17 protein-coding genes are annotated in these 20,337 nt (G+C 71.4%); 9 read left to right on the top strand and 8 right to left on the bottom strand.

Annotation, left to right across the window (positions count from 1 at the left end; translation table 11 throughout):
* Positions 1–37: 37 nt before the first annotated feature.
* Complete coding sequence (locus FDZ84_RS16930) at positions 38–3,592, bottom strand: patatin-like protein (protein ID WP_168586705.1); 3,555 nt, start codon at positions 3,590–3,592, stop codon at positions 38–40.
* A 367-nt stretch (positions 3,593–3,959) separates the two neighbouring features.
* The gene (locus FDZ84_RS16925; RefSeq protein WP_210435595.1) at positions 3,960–4,934 is read right to left on the bottom strand and encodes a CoA ester lyase; all 975 of its coding nucleotides are present in this window, start codon (positions 4,932–4,934) and stop codon (positions 3,960–3,962) included.
* Between the two features lie 189 nt (positions 4,935–5,123).
* Between FDZ84_RS16925 and FDZ84_RS16920 the strand changes: the two genes are divergently transcribed.
* Positions 5,124–6,410 carry a magnesium transporter MgtE N-terminal domain-containing protein gene (locus tag FDZ84_RS16920; protein ID WP_168590121.1) on the top strand — a complete coding sequence of 429 codons (1,287 nt, stop codon included), beginning with the start codon at positions 5,124–5,126 and terminating at the stop codon, positions 6,408–6,410.
* Entirely contained in the window at positions 6,410–6,937 is a 528-nt protein-coding gene (locus tag FDZ84_RS16915; protein ID WP_168586703.1) for a DUF1003 domain-containing protein, read from the top strand. Before FDZ84_RS16920 ends, FDZ84_RS16915 begins: the two co-directional genes overlap by 1 nt.
* Positions 6,938–7,166: 229 nt before the next feature.
* Here the strand turns inward: FDZ84_RS16915 and FDZ84_RS16910 are convergent, their stop codons facing one another.
* Together FDZ84_RS16910 and FDZ84_RS16905 are read right to left on the bottom strand one after the other, a co-directional pair.
* Positions 7,167–7,613, bottom strand: a complete 447-nt coding sequence (locus tag FDZ84_RS16910; protein ID WP_246869053.1) for an NUDIX domain-containing protein — start codon at positions 7,611–7,613, stop codon at positions 7,167–7,169.
* 4 nt (positions 7,614–7,617) lie between these two features.
* On the bottom strand, positions 7,618–8,064 hold the full coding sequence (locus FDZ84_RS16905; protein WP_223839536.1) for a MarR family winged helix-turn-helix transcriptional regulator: 447 nt from the start codon (positions 8,062–8,064) through the stop codon (positions 7,618–7,620).
* 275 nt (positions 8,065–8,339) lie between these two features.
* Here FDZ84_RS16905 and FDZ84_RS16900 point away from each other — a divergent pair, with 275 nt between their 5' ends.
* Positions 8,340–9,479 carry an Mrp/NBP35 family ATP-binding protein gene (locus FDZ84_RS16900; protein WP_168586700.1) on the top strand — a complete coding sequence of 380 codons (1,140 nt, stop codon included), beginning with the start codon at positions 8,340–8,342 and terminating at the stop codon, positions 9,477–9,479.
* A gap of 92 nt (positions 9,480–9,571) precedes the next feature.
* Here the strand turns inward: FDZ84_RS16900 and FDZ84_RS16895 are convergent, their stop codons facing one another.
* Positions 9,572–10,126: an O-methyltransferase gene (locus tag FDZ84_RS16895; protein WP_371812898.1), complete on the bottom strand. Its 555-nt coding sequence runs from the start codon at positions 10,124–10,126 to the stop codon at positions 9,572–9,574.
* Between the two features lie 348 nt (positions 10,127–10,474).
* Between FDZ84_RS16895 and sigE the strand changes: the two genes are divergently transcribed.
* From sigE to tatB, 4 genes are all read left to right on the top strand, one after another.
* Positions 10,475–11,053 carry an RNA polymerase sigma factor SigE gene (gene sigE, locus FDZ84_RS16890; RefSeq protein ID WP_168590120.1) on the top strand — a complete coding sequence of 193 codons (579 nt, stop codon included), beginning with the start codon at positions 10,475–10,477 and terminating at the stop codon, positions 11,051–11,053.
* 3 nt (positions 11,054–11,056) lie between these two features.
* Complete coding sequence (locus tag FDZ84_RS16885; protein WP_168586698.1) at positions 11,057–11,785, top strand: zf-HC2 domain-containing protein; 729 nt, start codon at positions 11,057–11,059, stop codon at positions 11,783–11,785.
* A 168-nt stretch (positions 11,786–11,953) separates the two neighbouring features.
* Positions 11,954–13,720: a trypsin-like peptidase domain-containing protein gene (locus FDZ84_RS16880; RefSeq protein ID WP_246869052.1), complete on the top strand. Its 1,767-nt coding sequence runs from the start codon at positions 11,954–11,956 to the stop codon at positions 13,718–13,720.
* A gap of 390 nt (positions 13,721–14,110) precedes the next feature.
* On the top strand, positions 14,111–14,518 hold the full coding sequence (tatB, locus tag FDZ84_RS16875) for a Sec-independent protein translocase protein TatB (RefSeq protein ID WP_168586697.1): 408 nt from the start codon (positions 14,111–14,113) through the stop codon (positions 14,516–14,518).
* Positions 14,519–14,571: 53 nt separating this feature from the next.
* Here tatB and FDZ84_RS16870 read toward each other — a convergent pair whose 3' ends face one another.
* The gene (locus FDZ84_RS16870; RefSeq protein WP_168586696.1) at positions 14,572–15,774 is read right to left on the bottom strand and encodes an MFS transporter; all 1,203 of its coding nucleotides are present in this window, start codon (positions 15,772–15,774) and stop codon (positions 14,572–14,574) included.
* 63 nt (positions 15,775–15,837) lie between these two features.
* Between FDZ84_RS16870 and FDZ84_RS16865 the strand changes: the two genes are divergently transcribed.
* Positions 15,838–16,791, top strand: a complete 954-nt coding sequence (locus FDZ84_RS16865) for a LysR family transcriptional regulator (protein WP_168586695.1) — start codon at positions 15,838–15,840, stop codon at positions 16,789–16,791.
* A gap of 95 nt (positions 16,792–16,886) precedes the next feature.
* On the opposite strand, the gene FDZ84_RS16860 is transcribed toward FDZ84_RS16865, so the two are convergent.
* Both FDZ84_RS16860 and FDZ84_RS16855 read right to left on the bottom strand, forming a co-directional pair.
* Positions 16,887–18,467 carry a leucyl aminopeptidase gene (locus tag FDZ84_RS16860; RefSeq protein WP_246869051.1) on the bottom strand — a complete coding sequence of 527 codons (1,581 nt, stop codon included), beginning with the start codon at positions 18,465–18,467 and terminating at the stop codon, positions 16,887–16,889.
* 352 nt (positions 18,468–18,819) lie between these two features.
* Positions 18,820–18,987 carry a DUF3117 domain-containing protein gene (locus FDZ84_RS16855; protein ID WP_009949794.1) on the bottom strand — a complete coding sequence of 56 codons (168 nt, stop codon included), beginning with the start codon at positions 18,985–18,987 and terminating at the stop codon, positions 18,820–18,822.
* A 404-nt stretch (positions 18,988–19,391) separates the two neighbouring features.
* Here FDZ84_RS16855 and FDZ84_RS16850 point away from each other — a divergent pair, with 404 nt between their 5' ends.
* Positions 19,392–20,180 (top strand): enoyl-CoA hydratase-related protein, encoded by a 789-nt coding sequence (locus FDZ84_RS16850; protein ID WP_168586694.1) that lies wholly within the window; start codon positions 19,392–19,394, stop codon positions 20,178–20,180.
* The last annotated feature ends 157 nt before the right edge of the window (positions 20,181–20,337 follow it).

Here is a 20,337-nt window from a genome sequence, read left to right as displayed (position 1 = left end):
TTCGCGTCCTGCGGCAACGGAGCCCGGAAACAGGCACTCAGGCGAGATCGGAAAGCTCCGCTTTGGGCGTAATCGTCCGTGGCGGCGCCTTCGGCGCGAAATCGGCACGTCGCCTGGGCCTCGGCGCGAGGACGTCGACGGTGCCTACCAAGACCATGTGGGCGTAGGCAGTGAAGCCCGTCGCCAGGACGATCCAGCCCCCGCCACTGAAGGCGTTCGGCTCGCACAGCCACAGGACGCCGACGAACACCAGCAGCGTCAGCACCGATGCACCGACGCGCGCGGCGCTGCGGTAGGCCACCGCTGCGGGCCAGGTCAGCAGCGCTGCGACCAGCGCCAGCCCGAGGGGGCCGAGCCGGAATCCGGTGGTGAACAGCCAGAACTCGGCCACCAGCAGCGCCACCGCGATGAACGCCGAGGGCAGCCAGCGCGCCAAGCCGCGGCCGAAGCGGTGCGCCAGGCGCCACCCCGACCACACGGCGAAGACCACGGTGAACAGCATCGCCAGCAGTGCGCCGGCGCCGAAGGATGTACCGGAGAAGTCGGCCACGACGAGCCAGTTCCCGGGCACTCCGCCGAACCAACCGAAGCTGTCCGCGCACGCGACATCCGAGCCGGTACCGGATTCCGGACAGGCGACGGCCGGGGCGAGCATCGGCGCTTCCGCCGCACCTGGCGCGAACGGACCGGCTGATACGACGAACGAGCTCTGGAACGCCGACTCGTGCTGCTCGGCGGAAAGGATCTGCGTCCCGGGCAGCGACCCCAGCCCGATGCCGGTGAACGTCACGGCGCTCGCCGCCAGGAAGCCCAGCAGCGCCGCGCGGCGCGGGGCGGCGAAGGCGTACAAGATCGCCATCAGCAGCGGCTTGATCAGCGTCATCGCCCGACGCCCGAACCACGGCAGCACGCCGCGCCCGGAGGGGCGGGCGGCGCGGTAGGCGAGCAGTCCGAAGCGCGTCGCCATCGACAGCGCCCGCGGCTCGCCGAGGTCGGCGAACCGCTGGCGGCCGACGTCGTAGCGCTCCACCTGGCTGGACAGCTGCGCAGGCGCGGGCAACGGCGGCTTGCGACCGCCGTCCGGGTCGGCACCGGGCGAAACACTTGCCACGAAAGGGACTTCCGCTGCGGCGATCGTCCACTGCAGACGCTCGGTGAGCAGCCGCCGGGTCTCGGTCAGCCCGTGCTCGTCGTCCGGGTTGGCGAACAGCGCGTCGAGTTCGGCGCGCACCTCCTCCGCGTGCCTCGCCCACACCTCGGCCAGGAACCCGCGCCACTGCTTGGCCTGCTCCTCACCAAGCTCCCCGAGTTCCGCCACCGTCGGGCGGGAGACGATCGCCTGCAGCGCGTCGCCGAGCTCCTCCGAGCCGCCGTGGCGCTGCGCCAACCGCGTCGGGTCGGCGAGCAACCGGACCAGCGCGGCGGCGGAGTCCATCCGCCCCCACATCCAGTCGTTCGCCCGCCACTTCGCGGACAGGAACGCGCCGAAGTTGCCCACGTCCAGGCCGCGGATCTTGTCCGCGATCCGCAGCGGCGCAGCTTCGTCGCGCCGGAGCGCGGTGAACGGCAGCGGGCTCTGCTCGTCGCTGACCACGCGCAGCAGGTTGATCCGCGTTCCCGGGACCCGGCCGACGTCCAGCGGAGCGGTGAGGACCACCAGCTGCCGCAACGTCGCCGGTCGCCGGTCGCTGCGCTCCAGCAGCGAGTAGCCGATCTGCTGGGGTTCGTCGACGTGCTCGCGCGGCGGTGCCGCGGCGGCCAGCCGGTCCGCGACCCGGTGCAGCACCGCTCGAGCCTGGGCGACCGCGTCCACCCCGGCGTCATCCGGCACCGCGTCCGCGCCCGAAGATTCGACGATGGACATCAGCTCGCCCGCGAACTCCGCGAGTTCCCGCTGGAAGTCCTCGCCTTCCTCGACGGCGCGCAGGAGCGCGCCCAGCAGCGGCTGGATCGGGGACGGCAACCGGTGCTGCAGCCTGGCCCGGCGGAGCAGCACGCGCTGCACCCACTCGTCGAGTTCGGCGGTCTCGACGAGTGGTTCCAGCTTCGCGCCGTTGATCCAGTACCGGTCGGCGTGCGCCTCCAGCACCTCGCCGAAGCTCCGCAGCCGGTACAGCACGGACTTACAGCGCCCGATCTCGCGGCTTTCCGGCGCCCAGCGTTCGATGTCCCACGCCCAGCCGAGGCATTCCTGGACCGCGGTGAGCAGGCCGCGCGCGTCGTCGAAGACGCGCGCGGTGGCACCGCTGCCGAGCCCGGCCGAAAGGCGTCGCGCGAGCTGCGTCCTCGCCTGCGCCGACCACTCCGCGAGCGGATCGCCGACCACCGGCGGGAGCAGCTTGCCGTCCTCGGTGCCCGCGGGCTCGGTGAGCAGCCGGTACACCGCCTGGGCGTCCAGTTCCGCGCGCACCACCGCGTTGTCCGGCGCAACCGCGTCGACGTGCTGCGCCAGCACCGACGCCCGCTCGTCGTCCGGCGCGGCGCGCAACGGGGCGAACAACGCCTTGCGACGCAGGGCTGTTCGCTCGACTACGCGGTTGTGCTCGTCCAGCGCGTCGAGGTCGGCGAGCAACGATTCCTGGGACAGCCGGGCCTTCAGGGCCGCCGCGGTCACCGGCACGGCCAGCCCGGGCTCGCGGCGTTGGCCGTGCGAGGCGACGGGGTCCGGGTTCAGGTAGAGCAGCCACCGGTGCGTCGGCCGGTCCGCGGGCGCGGCCGTGATCGCATCGATCGCCGCCGTCACCGGGATGTTGTCCAGCACGCCGCCGTCGATGACCCGGAACGGCGGGAGCATCGGATCGGCGACGGTTTCGGAGAACAGCCCGACCATGTTCGGCTCACCGTCCGGCGGCTCGCCGAGCGACGAGCGCACCTGCGCGGGCTCGAAGGCGAACGGGAACGACGACGTCGAGCGGGCGGCGTGGGCGAGCCGCAGCACCGTGGCCGCGAAGTCGTCGCCCGCGCCGAAATCCGACAGCGGATCGCCGGCTTTCCCCCGATGGTGGAACCGGAACGACGCCGTGCGCCGCTCCTGCAGCATCGGCCCGGAGCGGCCGTCGAAGCGCTGCTCCAGCAGCGGGTCCAGCAGCGTGGCGGTCAGCAGCAGATCGGCTTGGTTGCCGGGGCGCTCCGCCGCCACCGGCACGTTGTCGGTGATGACGTCGGCGAGCTCGGCGCGGAAGTAGCGATCGCCCTCCAGCAGCGACGGCGGGCGGCGCTGCCAGAACTTCGGGACCGGCCGGGACATGGCCTCCACGTCACCCAGCCGCACCCACACCTCGCGCATCCGGTCGAAGGGCATGCCGTAGACCAGCGTCGCCGACAGCAGCGTCGCGTTGAGGCCACCGGCCGAGGCCCCGGCCAGCACGTCGACCGCGACGGAGTCGTAGCCGGATAGCTTCGCCAGCGCCGCCCACGGATGGGTACCAGTCGAACCGCCGTCCGCCGGTGCCCGGGAGTCCGCCACCGCCTCGCGCACCCGGTTGATCTCGGCGACCGCGCCGCCGATCCACACTGCCATGCTCGCGCCGCCGCGCATCGCCAGCGCCAAGCGCAGTTCCTGCTCGTTCTCCGCTCCTGCCGCGGTGGCCACCTCGGAGCCCGCCCTCTCGATCGACGTCTGAGGATCATCCGAAACCTACCGCGCGGATCGGCGGTACCGAGCCGCAACAGGGTGAACTCAACCCTTCCGCCACCGAACCGAACCCCGACGGTGCAACGCCACCACGCGAACGGCCGCACCGGGAACTCTGTTTCCACAGGCACAAGGCCGTGAGTGTTTGCCGGCGCGGTAGAAGCTGGTTGGGAGGGTGCTGCAGGTGTGGAGCGAACGGACCATTCGCGCCGCCTACCGACGCGAACAGGCCATTCGCCCCACACCGGTTGGCGAGGCGGAACCAGGCGACTCCCGTTGGGGGAAGCCACCAGAACCGCCGTGCAGAACGAGCCTGGAAACCGGCTCAGGATTCCGGTGGGGTCCAGCGGTCCGTTCTGGTCATGCCCGCCGCGCGGCCCTTGCCCGCGATCACCAGCGCCATCTTGCGGGACGCCTCGTCGATCATCTCGTCGCCGAGCATCGCCGCACCCCGCTTGCCACCGGCTGCCGAGGTGTGCCACTCGTAGGCGTCCAGGATGTTCTCCGCGTGGTCGTAATCCTCCTGGCGCGGCGAGAAGAGCTCGTTGACCGCGTCCACCTGCGCCGGGTGCAGCACCCACTTGCCGTCGAAGCCCAGCGCCGCCGACCGGCCACCCACCCGGCGCAGTCCCTCGACGTCCTTGATCTGCAGGTACGGCCCGTCGATCGCCTGCACCCCGGCCGCGCGGGCCGCGGTCAGGATGCGCATCAGGATGTAGTGGTAGGCGTCGCCAACGTCGTAGCCCGGCGGCTGGTGCCCGACGACCAGCGACCGCATGTTGATCGAGGCCATGAAGTCGGCGGGCCCGTAGACCAGTGCCGCCACCCGCGGCGAAGCGGCGGCGATGGCGTCCGCCTCGACCAGGCCGCGGGCGTCCTCGATCTGCGGCTCGATGCCGATCCCGCCGGCCTCCAGCCCGATGGCCCGCTCGATCTGGGTCAGCGTCAGGTCCAGCCAGCGCACGTGCTCGGGGGTACTCACCTTCGGCAGGATGACCGTGTCGAGCTCGGCGCCCGCACCCTCCACGACGGTCACCACGTCCCGGTAGGTCCACTCGGTGTCCAGCGCGTTGACCCGAACCGAGCGGATCTTCTCGCCCCAGCCGCCCTCGTTGAGGGCGCCGACGATCCGATCACGCGCCTCGGCCTTCGCCAGCGGCGCCACCGCGTCCTCCAGGTCCAGGAAGAACTGGTCGACGGCCAGCCCGCGCGCCTTGTCGATCATCTTCGCGCTGGAACCCGGCACCGCCAGGCAGCTCCGCCGGGCACGTCGACCGTCCACGTTGTCCTCCTCTGGCATCGCGAGTCGCTGCGTGTGTACCACGCACGCCGCCGCTTGGGCCGGACAAGTGCCCGGCGGCACAGTCCCGTTCCCGAGCGGCGGCGCCGCGCCGTTCCCGAGCGGCGGCGCCGCGCCGTTCCCGAGCGGCGGCGCCGCGCCGTTCCGCCCGGGCAGCGGATGGCACGGAGAGTGCATAGCCTGATCCACGTGGCAGCCGCGACCAGGGTTTTCGCGGCCCGGATGGCCGGCCTGTCGGTGTTCGGGCCGGACGGCGAATCGATCGGTCGGGTGCGCGACGTCGTCGCCGGGCTCAGCGTCCGGCGGCAGCCGCCGCGCGTCCTCGGCCTGGTCGTCGAGCTGCCAACCCGGCGCCGGATCTTCGTGCCGATGCTGCGGGTCACCCGAATCGAATCCAGCGCCGTGACGCTGGCGACCGGCACGGTGAACCTCCGCCATTTCCACCAGCGCCCCAACGAACTGCTGGTGCTCGGCCAACTGCTCGACGCCCGGGTCGTCATCGACTCCACCGGGGCGCCCGCGGTCCTGGTCGACGTCGCAATGGAGCAGATCCGCACCCGCGACTGGCAGCTGGCCAAGCTCGCGGTTCGGGAGCGCACCGGGCGGCTCGGCCGCCGCGGCCCGACCCAGGTGCTGGACTGGGACCAGGTCACCGGGCTGGCGGTCGCGGAGCTGACCGGTCAGCCGCAGGGCGTGCAGCAGCTGCTCGCCATGTTCGACACGATGCGCGCGGTCGACGTCGCGAGCACCCTGCACGAGCTGCCGACCAAGCGCCGCTACGAAGTCGCGGAGGCGCTGGACGACGAGCGGCTCGCCGACGTCGTCGAGGAACTGCCCGACGAGGACCAGAAGGACCTGCTGGCGTACCTGGACGACGAGCGAGCGGCGGACGTGCTGGAGGCGATGAACCCCGACGACGCGGCCGACCTGCTCGCCGAGCTGTCCGAAGTGGACAAGGAACGGCTGCTCGGGCTGATGGCGCCGGAGGAATCGGCACCGGTCAAGCGGCTGATGGCGTACTCCTTCGACACCGCAGGCGGCCTGATGACACCGGAACCGATCGTGGTCGGACCGGACGCGACCATCGCCGAGGCGCTGGCGATGGTGCGCAACCCGGACCTGCCGGTGGCGCTCGCCAGCCTGGTGTTCGTCTGCCGCCCGCCATCGGCCACCCCGACCGGCCGCTACCTGGGTTGCGTACACATCCAGCGGCTGCTCCGCGAACCACCGTCCACTTTGGTCGCCGGCGCGCTGGACACCGATCTCGCGAGCCTCCCGGCCGGGGCGTCGCTGGCCGACGTCACCCGCTACTTCGCCGCCTACAACCTGGTGTGCGGGCCGGTGCTCGACGACGAGGAGCACCTCATCGGCGCGGTCACCGTCGACGACGTGCTCGACCACCTGCTGCCGGAGAACTGGCGGGAGAGCGGACTTCCCGAACCGGAGACCGGCCCGACGGACCAGGAGGCGCTTTGATGCCCGAACTGCTGACCCACCGCCGACTCGACCAACCCCGCCCGCCGCACCGGTTCACCGTCTCGTTCGACCCGGAGCTGTTCGGGCAGATCTCGGAGCGGATCGCCAGGTTCCTCGGCACCGGCAAGTTCCTGTTCTGGATGACGGTGTTCGTGATCGTCTGGATCGCGGTCAACCTGTTCGCGGTCAGCCTGCAGTGGGACCCCTACCCGTTCATCTTGCTCAACCTTGCCTTCTCCACCCAGGCCTCCTACGCCGCCCCGCTGATCCTGCTCGCGCAGAACCGGCAGGACGACCGGGACCGGGTATCGCTGGAAGAGGACCGAGTGCGGGCGGCGCAGACCAAGGCGGACACGGACTACCTCGCCCGCGAACTCGCCGCGCTGCGGCTGGCGATCGGCGAGGTCACCACCCGCGACTACCTGCGCACCGAGTTGGATCGGCTGCGCGAGGAAGTCCCCGGCCTGCGGAGCGAAGTGGAGAAACGGCGAATCCGCACCAGCTTCCGAGACGCCGACGACATCTGAACCCAGTGCGATTTCGAACCCAGTGCGACTCTGAACCCAGTGCGATTCCGATTGAGCGTTTTTCGTCCTGGCCGGTCGCAGCCGCGACGCTGGAAGTCGCACCAGGCTGCCGCAAGCGGCATAGCCGCCTTGGCCCACCGTCGCAGCGTGCACCGTCGATTGGTACCCGGAGTCGAGAAGGCCGCTGAGGTTTCCCCGCACCGCAACGCAAGAAGAGGTTGGAAAACGCTCAATGGGAACCAGCGCGATGTTCTCCATTGGAACCGCCGTCGAGGTCGGCGAAGAGCGCAACGATCGCCGGGGCCGTGACCTCGTGGGCCACGTACTCCTCGCGGGTGCACCAGGCGAGTTCGGCGATCTCGGCGGCCGGCTCGGGGGCCCCGTCGAGTTCGCCCGTGTAGCAGCTGAGCTCGACCTGCACGCCGTCTCCCTGACCGACGGCGTCGGTGACGTAGCGGCCGAAGAAGTCCGCCCCCACCAGCCCGACGCCGAGCTCCTCCCGCACTTCCCGGTGCAGGGCCTGCACCTCGGTCTCGCCGGCGTCGATCTTTCCGCCGGGCAGGTAGAACGCGGCCTGGTAGCCGGCGCGGACCAGCAGCAATCGCCGGTCCACGAACCGGACCAGGCCGACTGCCCGGATCAGCTGTTCGGGAGCGGTGGAGTTCGCATCGTGCACGACCTCATGCTTGCGCACGCTGCCCCGGCGGCGACGGCACACCCCCGTCGGCCAGCCGCTCGCAGGTGCGCATCAGCGCCTCCAGCTCGCCCGCGGTCGCGGACAGGAAGTACCGCGCCACCCCGGTGCGGTGCGTCGACGCCGCGAGCTGCAACCGCGCTTCGCCACGTTCGGTGATCACGGCCTGCACACCGCGCCCGTCCGAATCGACCCGGACCCGGCGCACCAGCCCGAGCCTTTCGAGACGGTCGACCAACCGGGTCACCCCCGAGCGGGACAGCAGCACGACGTCCGCGAGTTCGGTCATCCGCAGCCGCTGTTCGGGGGCTTCTGCCAGCGCCTCGAGGACGTCGTAGGCGGCGAGCGTGAGCCGTTGCTCGGCGATCAGGTCGCCTTCCAGGCAGCGCGTGACCCTGGCGTGCGCGCGGAGGAAACTGCGGTACGCCAGCAATTCACTTCGAGTCGGTAATCGATCAAAAGCCGTCTCGGCCACGAAGATTGATATTACGGAACGCGTTCACTCGACTGCGCAGCGCCCCCGAACAAGAATCGCGTTCGGCTCGGCGAGTCCCGCCGACCAGCGCGGGCGACCCTGTTCCCGGCGGGCTACCGGTCCGTAGCATTGGGATTGCCCACCGCGCGGTGTGAGAGCCTTCGAGGTCGGCGCATGGCGTCGTCCGAAGCGACCACCGACCACGTCCGCAACTCCAGCTTGCCGAGGTAACCGTGACCAGTACGCAGTCCGCGCCCACCGAGGACGCCGTCCGGAAGGCTCTCAGCCAGGTCGAGGACCCGGAGATCCGCCGGCCGATCACCGACCTGGGCATGGTGAAAAGCGTGTCCATCGGCGCCGTCGGCGCCGTGACGGTCGAGGTGTACCTGACGGTCCAGGGCTGCCCGATGCGGGAGACGATCACGCAGCGGGTCACCAGCGCCGTGTCCGCCGTCGAGGGCGTCAGCTCGGTCCAGGTCGAGCTCGACGTGATGAGCGACGAGCAGCGCACTGAGCTGCGCAAGATGCTGCGCGGCAGCGCCGAGGAACCGCGCATCCCGTTCGCCGAGCCCGGCTCGATGACCCGGGTGTACTGCGTGGCCTCGGGCAAGGGCGGGGTCGGCAAGTCCAGCGTGACGGTCAACCTCGCGGCCGCGATGGCCAAGCGCGGCCTGTCGGTCGGCGTGGTCGACGCCGACATCTACGGCCACTCGGTGCCGCGAATGCTGGGTGCGGGCGGCAAGCCCACCCAGGTGGAGAAGATGATCATGCCGCCGCAGGCGCACGGCGTGAAGGTCATCTCCATCGGCATGTTCACCCCCGGCAACACGCCGGTGGTCTGGCGCGGGCCGATGCTGCACCGGGCGCTGCAGCAGTTCCTGTCCGACGTCTTCTGGGGCGACCTCGACGTCCTGCTGCTCGACCTGCCGCCCGGCACCGGCGACGTGGCGCTGTCCACCGCCCAGCTCATCCCGAACGCGGAGATCCTGGTGGTCACGACCCCGCAACAGGCGGCGGCCGAGGTCGCGGAGCGGGCTGGGGCAATCGCCATGCAGACCCGGCAGCGGCTGGCCGGCGTGGTGGAGAACATGTCCTGGATGGAGTTGCCGGACGGCCAGCGGATGGAGGTCTTCGGCTCGGGCGGCGGCCAGCGGGTGGCGGAGTCTCTGAGCCGCTCGATGGGCTCGGACGTGCCGCTGCTCGGCCAGGTGCCGCTGGACCCGCGGCTGCGCGAAGCTGGCGACAACGGCACCCCGCTGGTACTGGAGGCCCCGGACTCGCCGGCGGCGGTGGTCCTCAACGACATCGCAAAGCGCCTGTCCACCCGAGCGCGCGGCCTCGCGGGCAAGCTCCTCAGCGTCTCCCCCGCCTGATCACCACGCTTCCGGGTGAGAGGTGGGGGGCACCATTTTGTTGGCACAGCCGTTGGCACAGCCGCTCAAGGGTGCCCCTCACCTCGAAAAAATCACGTGTGCTTCGCGACTGCGAGGAGGCCCGGGCCGGTCGGGAGGGTGACGGGCACCAGGTTTTCGTCCTCCTGGATGGCCCGGACCAGGTCTCGCAGGGCCAGGGCCAGGGCGCTCCGGGTGTCCGGGCTGGCCAGCTGAACGCCCGCGAACACGATCACCCCGCCCGGGCGCAGCAGCCGGACGCCGAGCTCCAGGTACCTCGGGTAGTCCGTGGTCGCGATGCCCACCGACACCAGGTCGTAGCCGCCTTCGGTCAGCCGCGGCATCAGATCGACCGCCCGGCCGGCGATCAGCCGGGTCCGGCCCGTCGGCACGCCTGCCTCCCGTAGCGTGCTGCGGGCCGCTCGCTGGGCGGCCCCGTCGGCGTCGATCGAGGTCAGCACGCCGTCCGGGAGCATGCCCTGGAGCAGCCACAACGCGCTCTCGCCCGACCCGGTGCCGACCTCCACCACGGCCTTGGCCCGCAACGCCGCCGCCAGGAACCGCAGCACGTGCAGCGGCGACGCCCCGACCGAGGTGTCCGTCGGACCGCCGGTCGGCGCGCCGGACAAGCGGTATCGCGCCTGCTCGCGGCCCACGGGCCCGGCACCCACCGGCGTCTCGGGTATCACAACGCGAAAGGTTATCGGCGTTGCCCACGTCGGTGTTCCGCGCGCCCGAATTCGTTAGTGGGCCGTTTTCCTGCGGGCCGGAATGAGATCCGGATCACATCAGGTTCTCAGCCAGTTCTCAGGCGCCTTTAATCGCTACCTCACCAGGGCATACGAGAGTAAGCACGTCATAACCGACCCCATCGGCGTCTCCTAGACGACAACGCCGGGAACAACGGAGGCGACATGTCCGTTCTTGGAGATGAAACCGCACAGGAGGTGGCTTTTCGCCCGATGGCAACACAGCCGATGAGTGTGGCCCCCAGTGTCCAACACAGCACCGTCTCACCCGCCGCGGAAGAGGTCGCCTGGGCCCCGCCGACGTGGGACGAGGTGGTCCGGCAGCACGCCGACCGGGTCTACCGGCTGGCGTACCGCCTGACCGGCAACCAGCACGACGCCGAAGACCTGACCCAGGAGACCTTCATCCGGGTGTTCCGGTCGCTCGCGTCGTACAAGCCGGGAACGTTCGAGGGGTGGCTGCACCGGATCACCACGAACCTGTTCCTGGACATGGCCCGCCGCAGGTCCCGCCTGCGCATGGAGGGCCTGCCCGAGGACACCGACCGGCTGCCCGGCGGTGGCCCGAGTCCGGAGCAGGTCTTCAACGACACCCACCTCGACCCCGACCTGCAGGCGGCGCTGGACGAGCTGCCGCCGGAGTTCCGGGCGGCGGTCGTGCTCTGCGACGTCGAGGGGCTCTCCTACGAGGAGATCGGCGCCACCTTGGGCGTGAAGCTGGGTACTGTGCGAAGCAGGATCCACCGCGGGCGCCAGATGTTGAAGGCCACCTTGGAAGCTCGCCGCGAGCATCCCCGGGAGGTTTGACGAATGACGGTTTTGCGTGGGTGGGGGCTGCCGGAGCAGCACCTCGCGCTGGACGCGATCGTCGCATTGGTAGATGGGGAGCTCAGCCCGAGCGCCCAGGATCGCGCCGTAGCCCACTTGGCCCACTGCCCCGCGTGCACCGCGGACGCCGCCGCCCAGCGGCAGGCCCGCGCCGCGGTCCAGGCGGCCCAGACGCCGTCGATCTCACCGAAGCTCCTGCGGGCCTTGCAGGCCATTCCCGCGCACGCGGACCTGCCGAGCCAGCCGGACGGCTTGGCGCTGACCGCCGACGGCCAACTGGTCGCCGTGGCCCGCCCGGACCGGGCGAAGCGATTCGGCGACGGGGCCACGCTCGGGTCCAGCAGGCCGTTGGGCGGCACCCAGCAGCCCTTTGGCAGCGTGTCCCCTTTTGCACGTGACGCCGACGCCGCCCCGTCGCGGCGGGTCAGCCGCCGCACCCGGCAGGGCGCCGGCGTGGTGTTCTCCGGCCTGGTGCTGGGCGCCCTCGCCTTCATGAACCTGCCGACCGACGAAGAGGGGCGGCCGGTCCCGAGCGCACCGGATCCCGGCGAGGCGTTCACGAATGCCGTCGTACCGGCTTCGTCGCGCGAATCGCTGCCCGCCGAGCCGAGCGTCGGCCATCCGACATCTCCGCACGTCGCCGCGGGCCAGCCGCCCTCGTCCGCACCCCCGGCACCGACGACCTCGGCTTCCGCCCCATCGGGAAACTGAGCGTTCCTCCCGGCGAGGACCGCGAGACTTCGCCCGCTCCCACACGAACTTCACCGGTCGCCCGGCAAAATGGGCGTGCTGGCAGTGCGCCCACATGCCGGTGGCATGGGCACACCGCCCGTGTGATCCACTCGAACGGACGAGTCCCGACCGCATGCCCGGGGAGCGATGAGCGACCAGCCAGGAAGGCCCGCGCAGGGCCCCGACGCCGACCAGGGACGTCGGGACCAACCCCACGCAGGCCAGCAGGAGCCCAACGGGCGACCCGCCCAACCCGTGCATCCGTGGCAGGGCGCGGCGAACCCCACCCGGGGAGTGCCCGCCGGACCGGTCACCCCGCCCCCAGCCGCGCAGAACGGGCAGGCCGAACCACCCCACGCCGCTCACGGCGAGCAAGCCGACCCGGACAGCACCGCCGTGCACGGCAGGCCGGCCGAACCACCGCATCGAGCGCAGCACGCCTCCCCGCCCCGCCTCGCCCCGCGCCCGCTGCGTCGACCCCCGGTCGACCCGTCGCAGAGCTCGGTGTTCGGCCGTCCGAAGGGCGTGACCGGCAGCTTCGACTCGAACCGGCGCGACCTGCCGGTGCGCGGCATCGAGCAGACCCCGCCCCCGCCGGAAGCCCTGGCCCAGGCGTTCAGCCGCCCGCCGCGCAGCGGCGAACGCCTCCAGCGGGCGCCGGGCGAGGAGCCGATGACACCCGAGCCGGCCGACGAGCCGGCGCTGTGGAACTCCGGCGAGCGCGATCCGTGGCGTGACCCGGCCGCGGCCGCGATGATCGGCCCGCCCGCCCTCGTCGAAGAACCCGAGGAGAAGCCTGACCGCACCGAAACCGGTCCGCTGCTGAGCGCCCGCGAGATCCTGTTCGGTCGCCGGGTTCACCCACGCGGCCTTGCGATCCTCGCCGCGGTCGCCCTGCTCGTCGGCGTGGCCGGCGGGCTCCTCGGCCGGATCACCGCCGAGGAGGGCAACCCGCTCACCAACCCCGACGTCACCCTCGCCGAGGTGGAGCAGGGCAAGGACCGGCCGAAGGGCACCGTCGCCGCGGTCGCGCAACGCGTCGTCCCGGCCGTCGTGTCGATCGAGGTACGCGTCGGCGCGCAGGGCGGCAGCGGATCCGGGGTGGTCATCGACGGCAACGGCTACGTGGTCACCAACAACCACGTCATCTCGATGGCCGCCGACACCCCGAACGCGCAGGTCTCCACGGTCTTCCACGACGGCACCCGGGCCCCGGCGCGGATCGTCGGACGGGACGTGAAGACCGACCTGGCGGTGATCAAGGTAGAGGTGTCCAACCCGACGGTCGCCCAGCTCGGCAGCTCCGACGGGCTGGCGGTCGGCGACGAGGTAATCGCCATCGGCTCGCCGCTGGGCCTGGCAGGCACCGTGACCACCGGCATCGTCAGCTCGGTGCACCGCCCGATGCGGCTGGCCGGTGAGGGCACCGACACCAACGCGGTCATCGACGCGATCCAGACCGATGCCGCGATCAACCCCGGCAACTCCGGCGGTGCCCTGGTCGACGGCAACGGCGCGGTGGTCGGCATCAACAGCGCGATCCGCACCCTCGGTGCCGGCGGTGCGGGCGGTTCGATCGGGCTGGGCTTCGCGATCCCGATCGACGACGTCCGGCGCATCGCCCAGGAGCTGATCCGCACCGGCAACGTGCAGCACGCCAACCTCGGCGTCAACGCCAAGTCGGTCAGCGACGGGCTGGCCGACGGCGCCCAGGTGCAGAACGTGCAGGACGGCAGCGCCGCGGCGGCGGCCGGGATCGCCGAAGGCGACGTGATCATCAAGATCGGCGAGCGCAAAGTAGCCAGCGCCGACGACCTGATCGTGGCCGTCGACCGGCACCCAGTCGGCGAGCGCGTGCCGGTGACCGTGGTCCGGCAGGGCCGCGAACTGGTCCTGGCCGTGACCCTGAAGTGAGCGCACGGGTCGCCCGGTTCCCGGATGGGCGCCCGGCGCGCGGGACCCGCGCGCAAGTTGGGCGCCAGGGGGCGATTTCGCGCGAAATCGCCACCCGCCAGGCGTGGAAAACGGCGATTTCGCGCGAAATCGCCACACCCGCGCCCCTGCCACCGCCCCGCGGGTCCCGGACGGTGGCCACCCTCGAGGCGAATACCGCAGGCTGGACGACCTCCGAGGTGCCGGCCTCCGGCGCTGGTTTCCCGCCGAACGTGCAGCTAACAGTTCGTGAAGGCCACGTGCTGGGTTAATTCCCCCTCCTGCGGCTATCACCCGGTCGGTACTCTGGGGGCGTTGCCAGCTCATGCGGTGCTGGTCCGCGAGCCGCGAAGCCCCGGAGGTAGTCGAGAGGTGTTCGATAGCATCGGCTGGCCCGAACTCCTGGTTCTCGTCGTGGTCGGGCTGTTCATCCTCGGCCCGGAGCGCCTGCCGCAGGGCGCGGCGTGGCTGGGCAAGACGGTTCGCCAGGTCAAGGAGTACGCGACCGGCGCACGCGAGCAGATCAAGTCCGAGCTCGGCCCGGAGTTCGACGAGCTGCGCAAGCCGCTGGAGGACCTGCGCGGCATCCGCAATTTCAACCCGCGCACGGCGGTGACCAAGCACCTCTTCGACGGGGAGAACCCGCTCGACGGCATCACCAACACCAACGGCAGCACGAACGGCAACAGCTACCAGCCGAAGCCGGCGGACCCGCCGAAGCCCGAGCAGCGACCGCTCGCCCCAGGCGAACGCCCCCCGTACGACTCCGACGCGACCTGACCGGGCAGCCCTTCGCGTTTCGCCGGTCGTGTCGCGTTTCGCCGGTCGTGGCGTCACGAAGCCTGCGCGACGGCGACGCGCCCGCGCGCGGGAACCGCGAGGCCGACGGCGAGCGCGGCCACCGCCAGCCAGCAGCACAGCAAGACCGTCATGCCGGACCAGCCCCACGCGCCGTAGGCGGCGCCGCCCACCACGCCTCCCACGCTGCTGCCGCCGTAGTAGGCGAACTGGTACAGCGCGGACACCTGGCCCCGGGCCGACGCCGATGCCCGCGCCCCGACCCAGCCGCTGGCCACCGAGTGCGCGGCGAAGAACCCGCCGGTGAACACGACGAGGCCCACCACGATCACGAGCAGGTTGCCGGCGAGCATCAGCAGCAATCCGACCGCAGTCACCGCCAAGCTGGTGAACAGCGCCTGCATGCGTCCCCAGCGATCCGCGGCGCGACCGGTGATCGTCGAGGTGACCGTTCCGGCCGCATAGGAGAGGAACGCGAGCGCAGCGAGCGCCGGAGGCACTAGCAGCGGCGGAGCGGTGAGGCGGAAGCCGAGCACGTTGTAGACGGTGACGAAGGCGCCCATGCCGAGCGCAGCGACCAGGTACGGCACGTAGAGCACCGGGTCGCTGAGCGCGGCGCGCAAGCCGCCGAGCAGCGGTCGCCAGCGCAACGGCTGCCGGTGGTGGTTGCGTTCGGCGGGGAGCAGCACCACGAACAGCACCGTGCCCACCCCGGCGAGCAGCGCCACCGCGAACATCCCGCCGTGCCAGCCGGCGAAGTCGCCGACCACTCCGCCCAACAGGCGACCGGACATGCCGCCGACGGTGGTGCCAGCGACGTAGAGGCCCATCGTCGTGCCCAGGTGCTGGCCGCCGGTCTCGTCGGCCAGGTAGGCGACCGCTACCGCGGCCAGGCCCGCGATCGCCGCGCCCTGGACCAGCCGGACGGCCACCAGCACCGGGAAGAACGGCACCCATGGCAGCAGCAGGCCCAGGACTTCGGCGATCAGCAGCGCCACGATCATGGTGCGGCGGCGGCCGACCGCTTCCGACAGCGTGCCGAGCGGGATCGCCGCGACCGCCAGCCCGAGCGTGCTCGCCGAAACCAGCAGGGCCGCCGTGCCCGGGTCCAGCGCGAAGACGTCGGCCAGCTGCGGGAGCACCGGTTGCGGCGCGTAGAGCAGGGCGAACATCGCCAGTGCGCCGAGCAGCAGGGCGATGCGGATCTTGCGGATTCGGGCCGGATCGACGGGGTTCACGAGCTCGAACGTAAGCAGGCCTAATTAATGCGTCCAATTCAGCTTTGCAGCATCATTGATGCGATGATGAATCAATCAGCCGTGCCGGACGACGCGCCGCAGCTCGCGGCCCATCTCGCCCCGGCGCTCGCCCTGCTGCGGGCGGTCGCCACCGAGGGCCATCTCACACGAGCGGCCGAGTCCCTGGGCGTCCCGCAGCCGACGGTCAGCCGCATGCTGGCGAAGCTGGGAGATCGACTCGGCACCCCGGTGATCGTGCGGCAGGGTCGCGGCATCCACCTGACCCGCGCTGGCGCGCTACTCGCGGAGGCCGCCGAAGACGCGATGCGCGGGCTGGAGGCGGGCTGCCGCGCCGTGATCGAAGAGGTCGACCCCGATCGCGGGCACGTCACCTTCGGGTTCCAGCACACGATGGGGAGCACCCTGGTGCCGCCGCTGCTGCGCGGCTTCCGCGACGAGCACCCGCACGTGCGGTTCGGGCTCGTGCAGGGGCCGCGGGACGCCATGCTCACGCGGGCCTGGTCGGGCGAGGTCGACCTCTGCCTCATTTCTCCGCTACCGGATCGCGATCCGCGCTGGGAAACCGCACCGCTGTGGGAGGAACCGCTGGTCTCGGTGCTGTTCACGCGGCACCGGCTGGCCCGGCGGAGCAAGCTGCGGCTGGCCGAACTCGCCGGTGACGACTTCGTCGCGACCCGCCCGGGCTACGGCTTGCGGCAGATCTTCGCGGGCCTCGCCGAGCGCGCCGGCTTCGAGCCGCGGCTCGCCTTCGAGAGCGAAGAGGTCGACACGGTGCGGGGCTTGGTCGCCGCCGGGCTCGGCGTGGCGCTGCTGCCGCCGGGCGACAACGGCCCGGCACCGGGCACCGTCGAGGTGCCGCTGGAACCGCCGGCGCACCGCACGATCGGGCTCGCCTGGCCGGCCGGCCGAACCCTGCCCCCAGCGGTCCGCACGTTCCGCGACTTCACCCTGTCCCGACGCAATTTCAATGGAAATCGAAGATCCGATTTCCATTGAAATTGAAGAAGTTGTCCACAGCCGTCGGCGTGTCACGACTCGACACGCCGACGTTCCCGCAATTTCCATTGAAATTGCGCCTCAACTCGCCGGGGTCACTCCGAGAGGTTCGCGGCCAGCTCGACGAGGCTGCGGGCCGCGAAACCGGTCCCGCCCGACACCACCTCGGCGTAGTCCTTGTCGGCCCGGGCCGGGCCCGCGATGTCCAGGTGCGCCCACCGCAGACCACCGGTGAACTCGCGCAGGAACAGCGCAGCGGTGATTCCGCCGGGCCCAGGCGGGGTCTGCTTCACGTCGGCCAGCTGGCCCTTCACGTCCTCGGCGTGGTCCTCCAGCAGCGGCATCCGCCACCAGGCCTCCCCGACCCGCTCCCCGGCCTCGCGGATGCGGTCGGCCAGCTCGTCGTCCGTGGCGAACAGCCCTCCGGTGCGCAGCCCCAGGGCGACCTTCATCGCCCCGGTCAGCGTCGCGACGTCCACCAACAGGTCGGGTTCGAGCCGGTCCACGGCGTAGGCCATCGCGTCGGCGAGCACCATCCGGCCTTCGGCATCGGTGTTGCTGACCTCCGTGGTGGTGCCGCCGTAGTGCCGGACGACGTCGCCGGGCCGGTAGGCGCTGCCGGACACGTGGTTCTCCGCCGATGGCACCAGGCCGGTCACCCGGACCGGCAACCCCAGCCGCGCGATGGTCAGCAGCGCGCTGATCACCGCGGCGCCGCCGGACATGTCGGTACGCATCAGGTGCATGCCCTCGGCGGGCTTGATCGAGATGCCGCCGGTGTCGAAGGTGATGCCCTTGCCCACCAGCACCAGGTGCGGGCCTCGGGCGTCCTGGGGCCGGTAGGTCAGCTCCAGCAGCCTGGGCGGCCGCGACGAGCCGCCGCCGACCGCGAGGATTCCGCCGAAACCGTTGTCGGCGAGCCACTTCTCGTCGTGCACCGCGGCGGTCAGGTTCTCGACGTCGGCGACCAGTTCGGCGGCGACCCCGGTGAACCAGGCCGGGTCCTTGATGTTCGAGGGCGCGTTGGCGAGGTCGCGGGCCAGCGCGGTGGCCGCCGCCAGCTCGCGGGTCCGCCGGACCTGCTCGCCCAGCGCAGCCTGGTCGGCATCCTCTGGCGCCACGAGCAAGATCTTCCGCAGGCGCGGCGGCGTCGGCTTGGCGGTTACCCGGAACCGGTATCCGCCCAGCGCCAGCCCCAGCGTCAGCGCCGACACCACGTCGCCGTCGACGTTGTCGGGCAGCCGGATCTGGAGGTAGTCCGCGTCGGAGGCGTCCCCGAAGTCGCCGATCTCGTCCTCGGACTCCGCTGCCTCGCCCAGCCTCTCGCGCAACGCGCGCGCCAGCGCCGCCCCGGCGCTGCGCCACTTCACGGGCTCCCCGGAGCCGACGCCCACGACCCAGCCGACGCCGCCCGTCGGCAGCGGAAGCGCGCGGACATCACCGGCGGCGGCCGTCGCATTGACGGCCTGCAGCACCGCGATGTCCACATCGAACGGTTCGGCCGCGGCGGCCAGGTCCGGCCCCGCCTCGCCGTCGAAGACGGGAACCGCGCCGGGCACGCCGTCCTGCCACCGCTGCACGACGTCCACTTCGACCAGTGACGTCGGGATCACGGGCAGTGCCGGGTCCGCGTCGCGGGCCGGCTGGGCGGAACGGAACACTGAAGCACCGGACACGAGAAGACCTTCCTGCACGGCTCGCCGCGCGCACTCGACTGTCTGTCCTTAAAACGGCGGGGCGGCTCGGGCGGCCCGCAGAACGGGTTCAACGACAGCTCCGAAGCTACCGTTCTTTCTCGCAGGCCCGGGCACGATGCGCACCCGGTCCGGGCCGCAGGGGCGGCATGCCGGGTGATCACGGGCGGTCCAAGGACTTACCTATTGCCGACGACGGCCCCGGCGCCACCACGGCACCGGGGCCCGACCGCGGCGAAGAACGCTCGCCACTCGCCGTCGACTTGATTGCGTTGTCGCCTCGGGCGCTGGGTGCACCGGCTCGCGGCGCTTCCCCGATCGCCAGCCGGCGGCCTCAGCCGGTGGCCGACTCCAGGGCGTCGCCCAGGTTCTTGGCCTCCTCGACCGACATCTCGACGACGAGCCGCCCACCACCCTCAAGCGGGACGCGCATCACGATGCCGCGTCCCTCCTTAGTCACCTCGAGGGGACCGTCACCGGTCCGGGGCTTCATGGCCGCCATAGCGTGCTCCCTCCGTGAACTCATCCCCCGCTGATCGCCACAACCAGCTCGGGTCCTCCCCATTCTCCCCTATCCCGAGGCATGGACGAAACCGAGCCGATCAACTCGTGTCGCCCGTGCGCTGGTCGAATGCCCGCGAGGGCTGGCAGACTCACCGCCCGTACGGGCTGTTTCGGTGCGTTCCGGCGCGAGCGCCGACGACCCGGCAGCGGCCCCGCGGCGGGCCGGGATCGGCGGGCCCTCCGTGGTCGCCGACCGGTCCCGGTGGCGCTCGACCACAACCCGGACGACCAGCCAGAACACTGTCTACTCGGGACTTCGCGAGATCCGCGGCGTCCACTTTGGAAACATCGAGTAGCGGTCCGGCGGCCCGCCACAACGGACCCCAAGGCAAGGAGTGCGAAGTGACCGACGTACTGCTGACCCAGGACACCAATGGTGTGCGCCTGCTCACGCTGAACCGGCCGGAGTCGTTCAACTCGCTCGACGTCGCCCTCAAGCAGGCGCTGATCGCCGCGCTGCGGGAGGCTGCCGCCGACGACTCGGTGCGGGCGGTGGTGATCACCGGTGCGGGGAAGGCGTTCTGCGCGGGGCAGGACCTCAAGGAGCACGTCGCGCTGCTGAACTCCGGCGACCCGGCGCCGCTGAACACGGTCGAGGAGCACTACAACCCGATCATCCGCGCCGTGACGAGCATGCCGAAGCCGGTGATCGCCGCGGTCAACGGCACGGCTGCCGGGGCGGGCGCATCGCTGGCCTACGCGTGCGACCTGCGGGTGGCCGCGACGAACGCGAAGTTCCTGATGGCCTTCGCCAACGTCGGGCTGTCCACCGACTCAGGCGCGTCCTGGACGCTGCCGCGGTTGATCGGCTACGGCCGGGCGATGGAGATGCTGCTCCTGGCCGAGCCGGTGGCCGCCGAGGACGCGCTGCGGATCGGCATGGTGAACCGGGTCGTCGACGCCGGCGAAACCGTTGCGGCGGCCACCGAGCTGGCCACCCGGATGGCAGCCGGGCCGACCAGCGCCTACGCCCGCATCAAGGAGGCGATGCTGGCGGCGGCGGCCGAAGGCCTGGCCGAGGCGCTGGCGGTGGAGGCCGGCGCGCAGGCGGAGGCTGGGGCGACGGCCGACCACCGGGAGGCGGTCGCGGCCTTCGTCGAGAAGCGCACCCCTCACTTCACCGGCCGCTGATCCAGCCATTTCCGCAGGCCAGGGCTCGTGAGTACGTTGGGTGGGTTAAGTGACTGTTGGCGAAGGTACTTTGTCTTCATCTTTGAAGCGGCGCCGCCGCTTAGCCCACTCAAGCAACCGGCACCGCCGCGGGTTCTCAATAGTGCTATGCGGGGAC

Source organism: Saccharopolyspora sp. ASAGF58 (assembly GCF_012277335.1).
GTDB classification, from domain to species: domain Bacteria; phylum Actinomycetota; class Actinomycetes; order Mycobacteriales; family Pseudonocardiaceae; genus Saccharopolyspora; species Saccharopolyspora hattusasensis.
The sequence above is the reverse complement of the archived record's forward strand: the minus strand, read 5'-3'. Positions and strand labels throughout refer to the sequence as shown.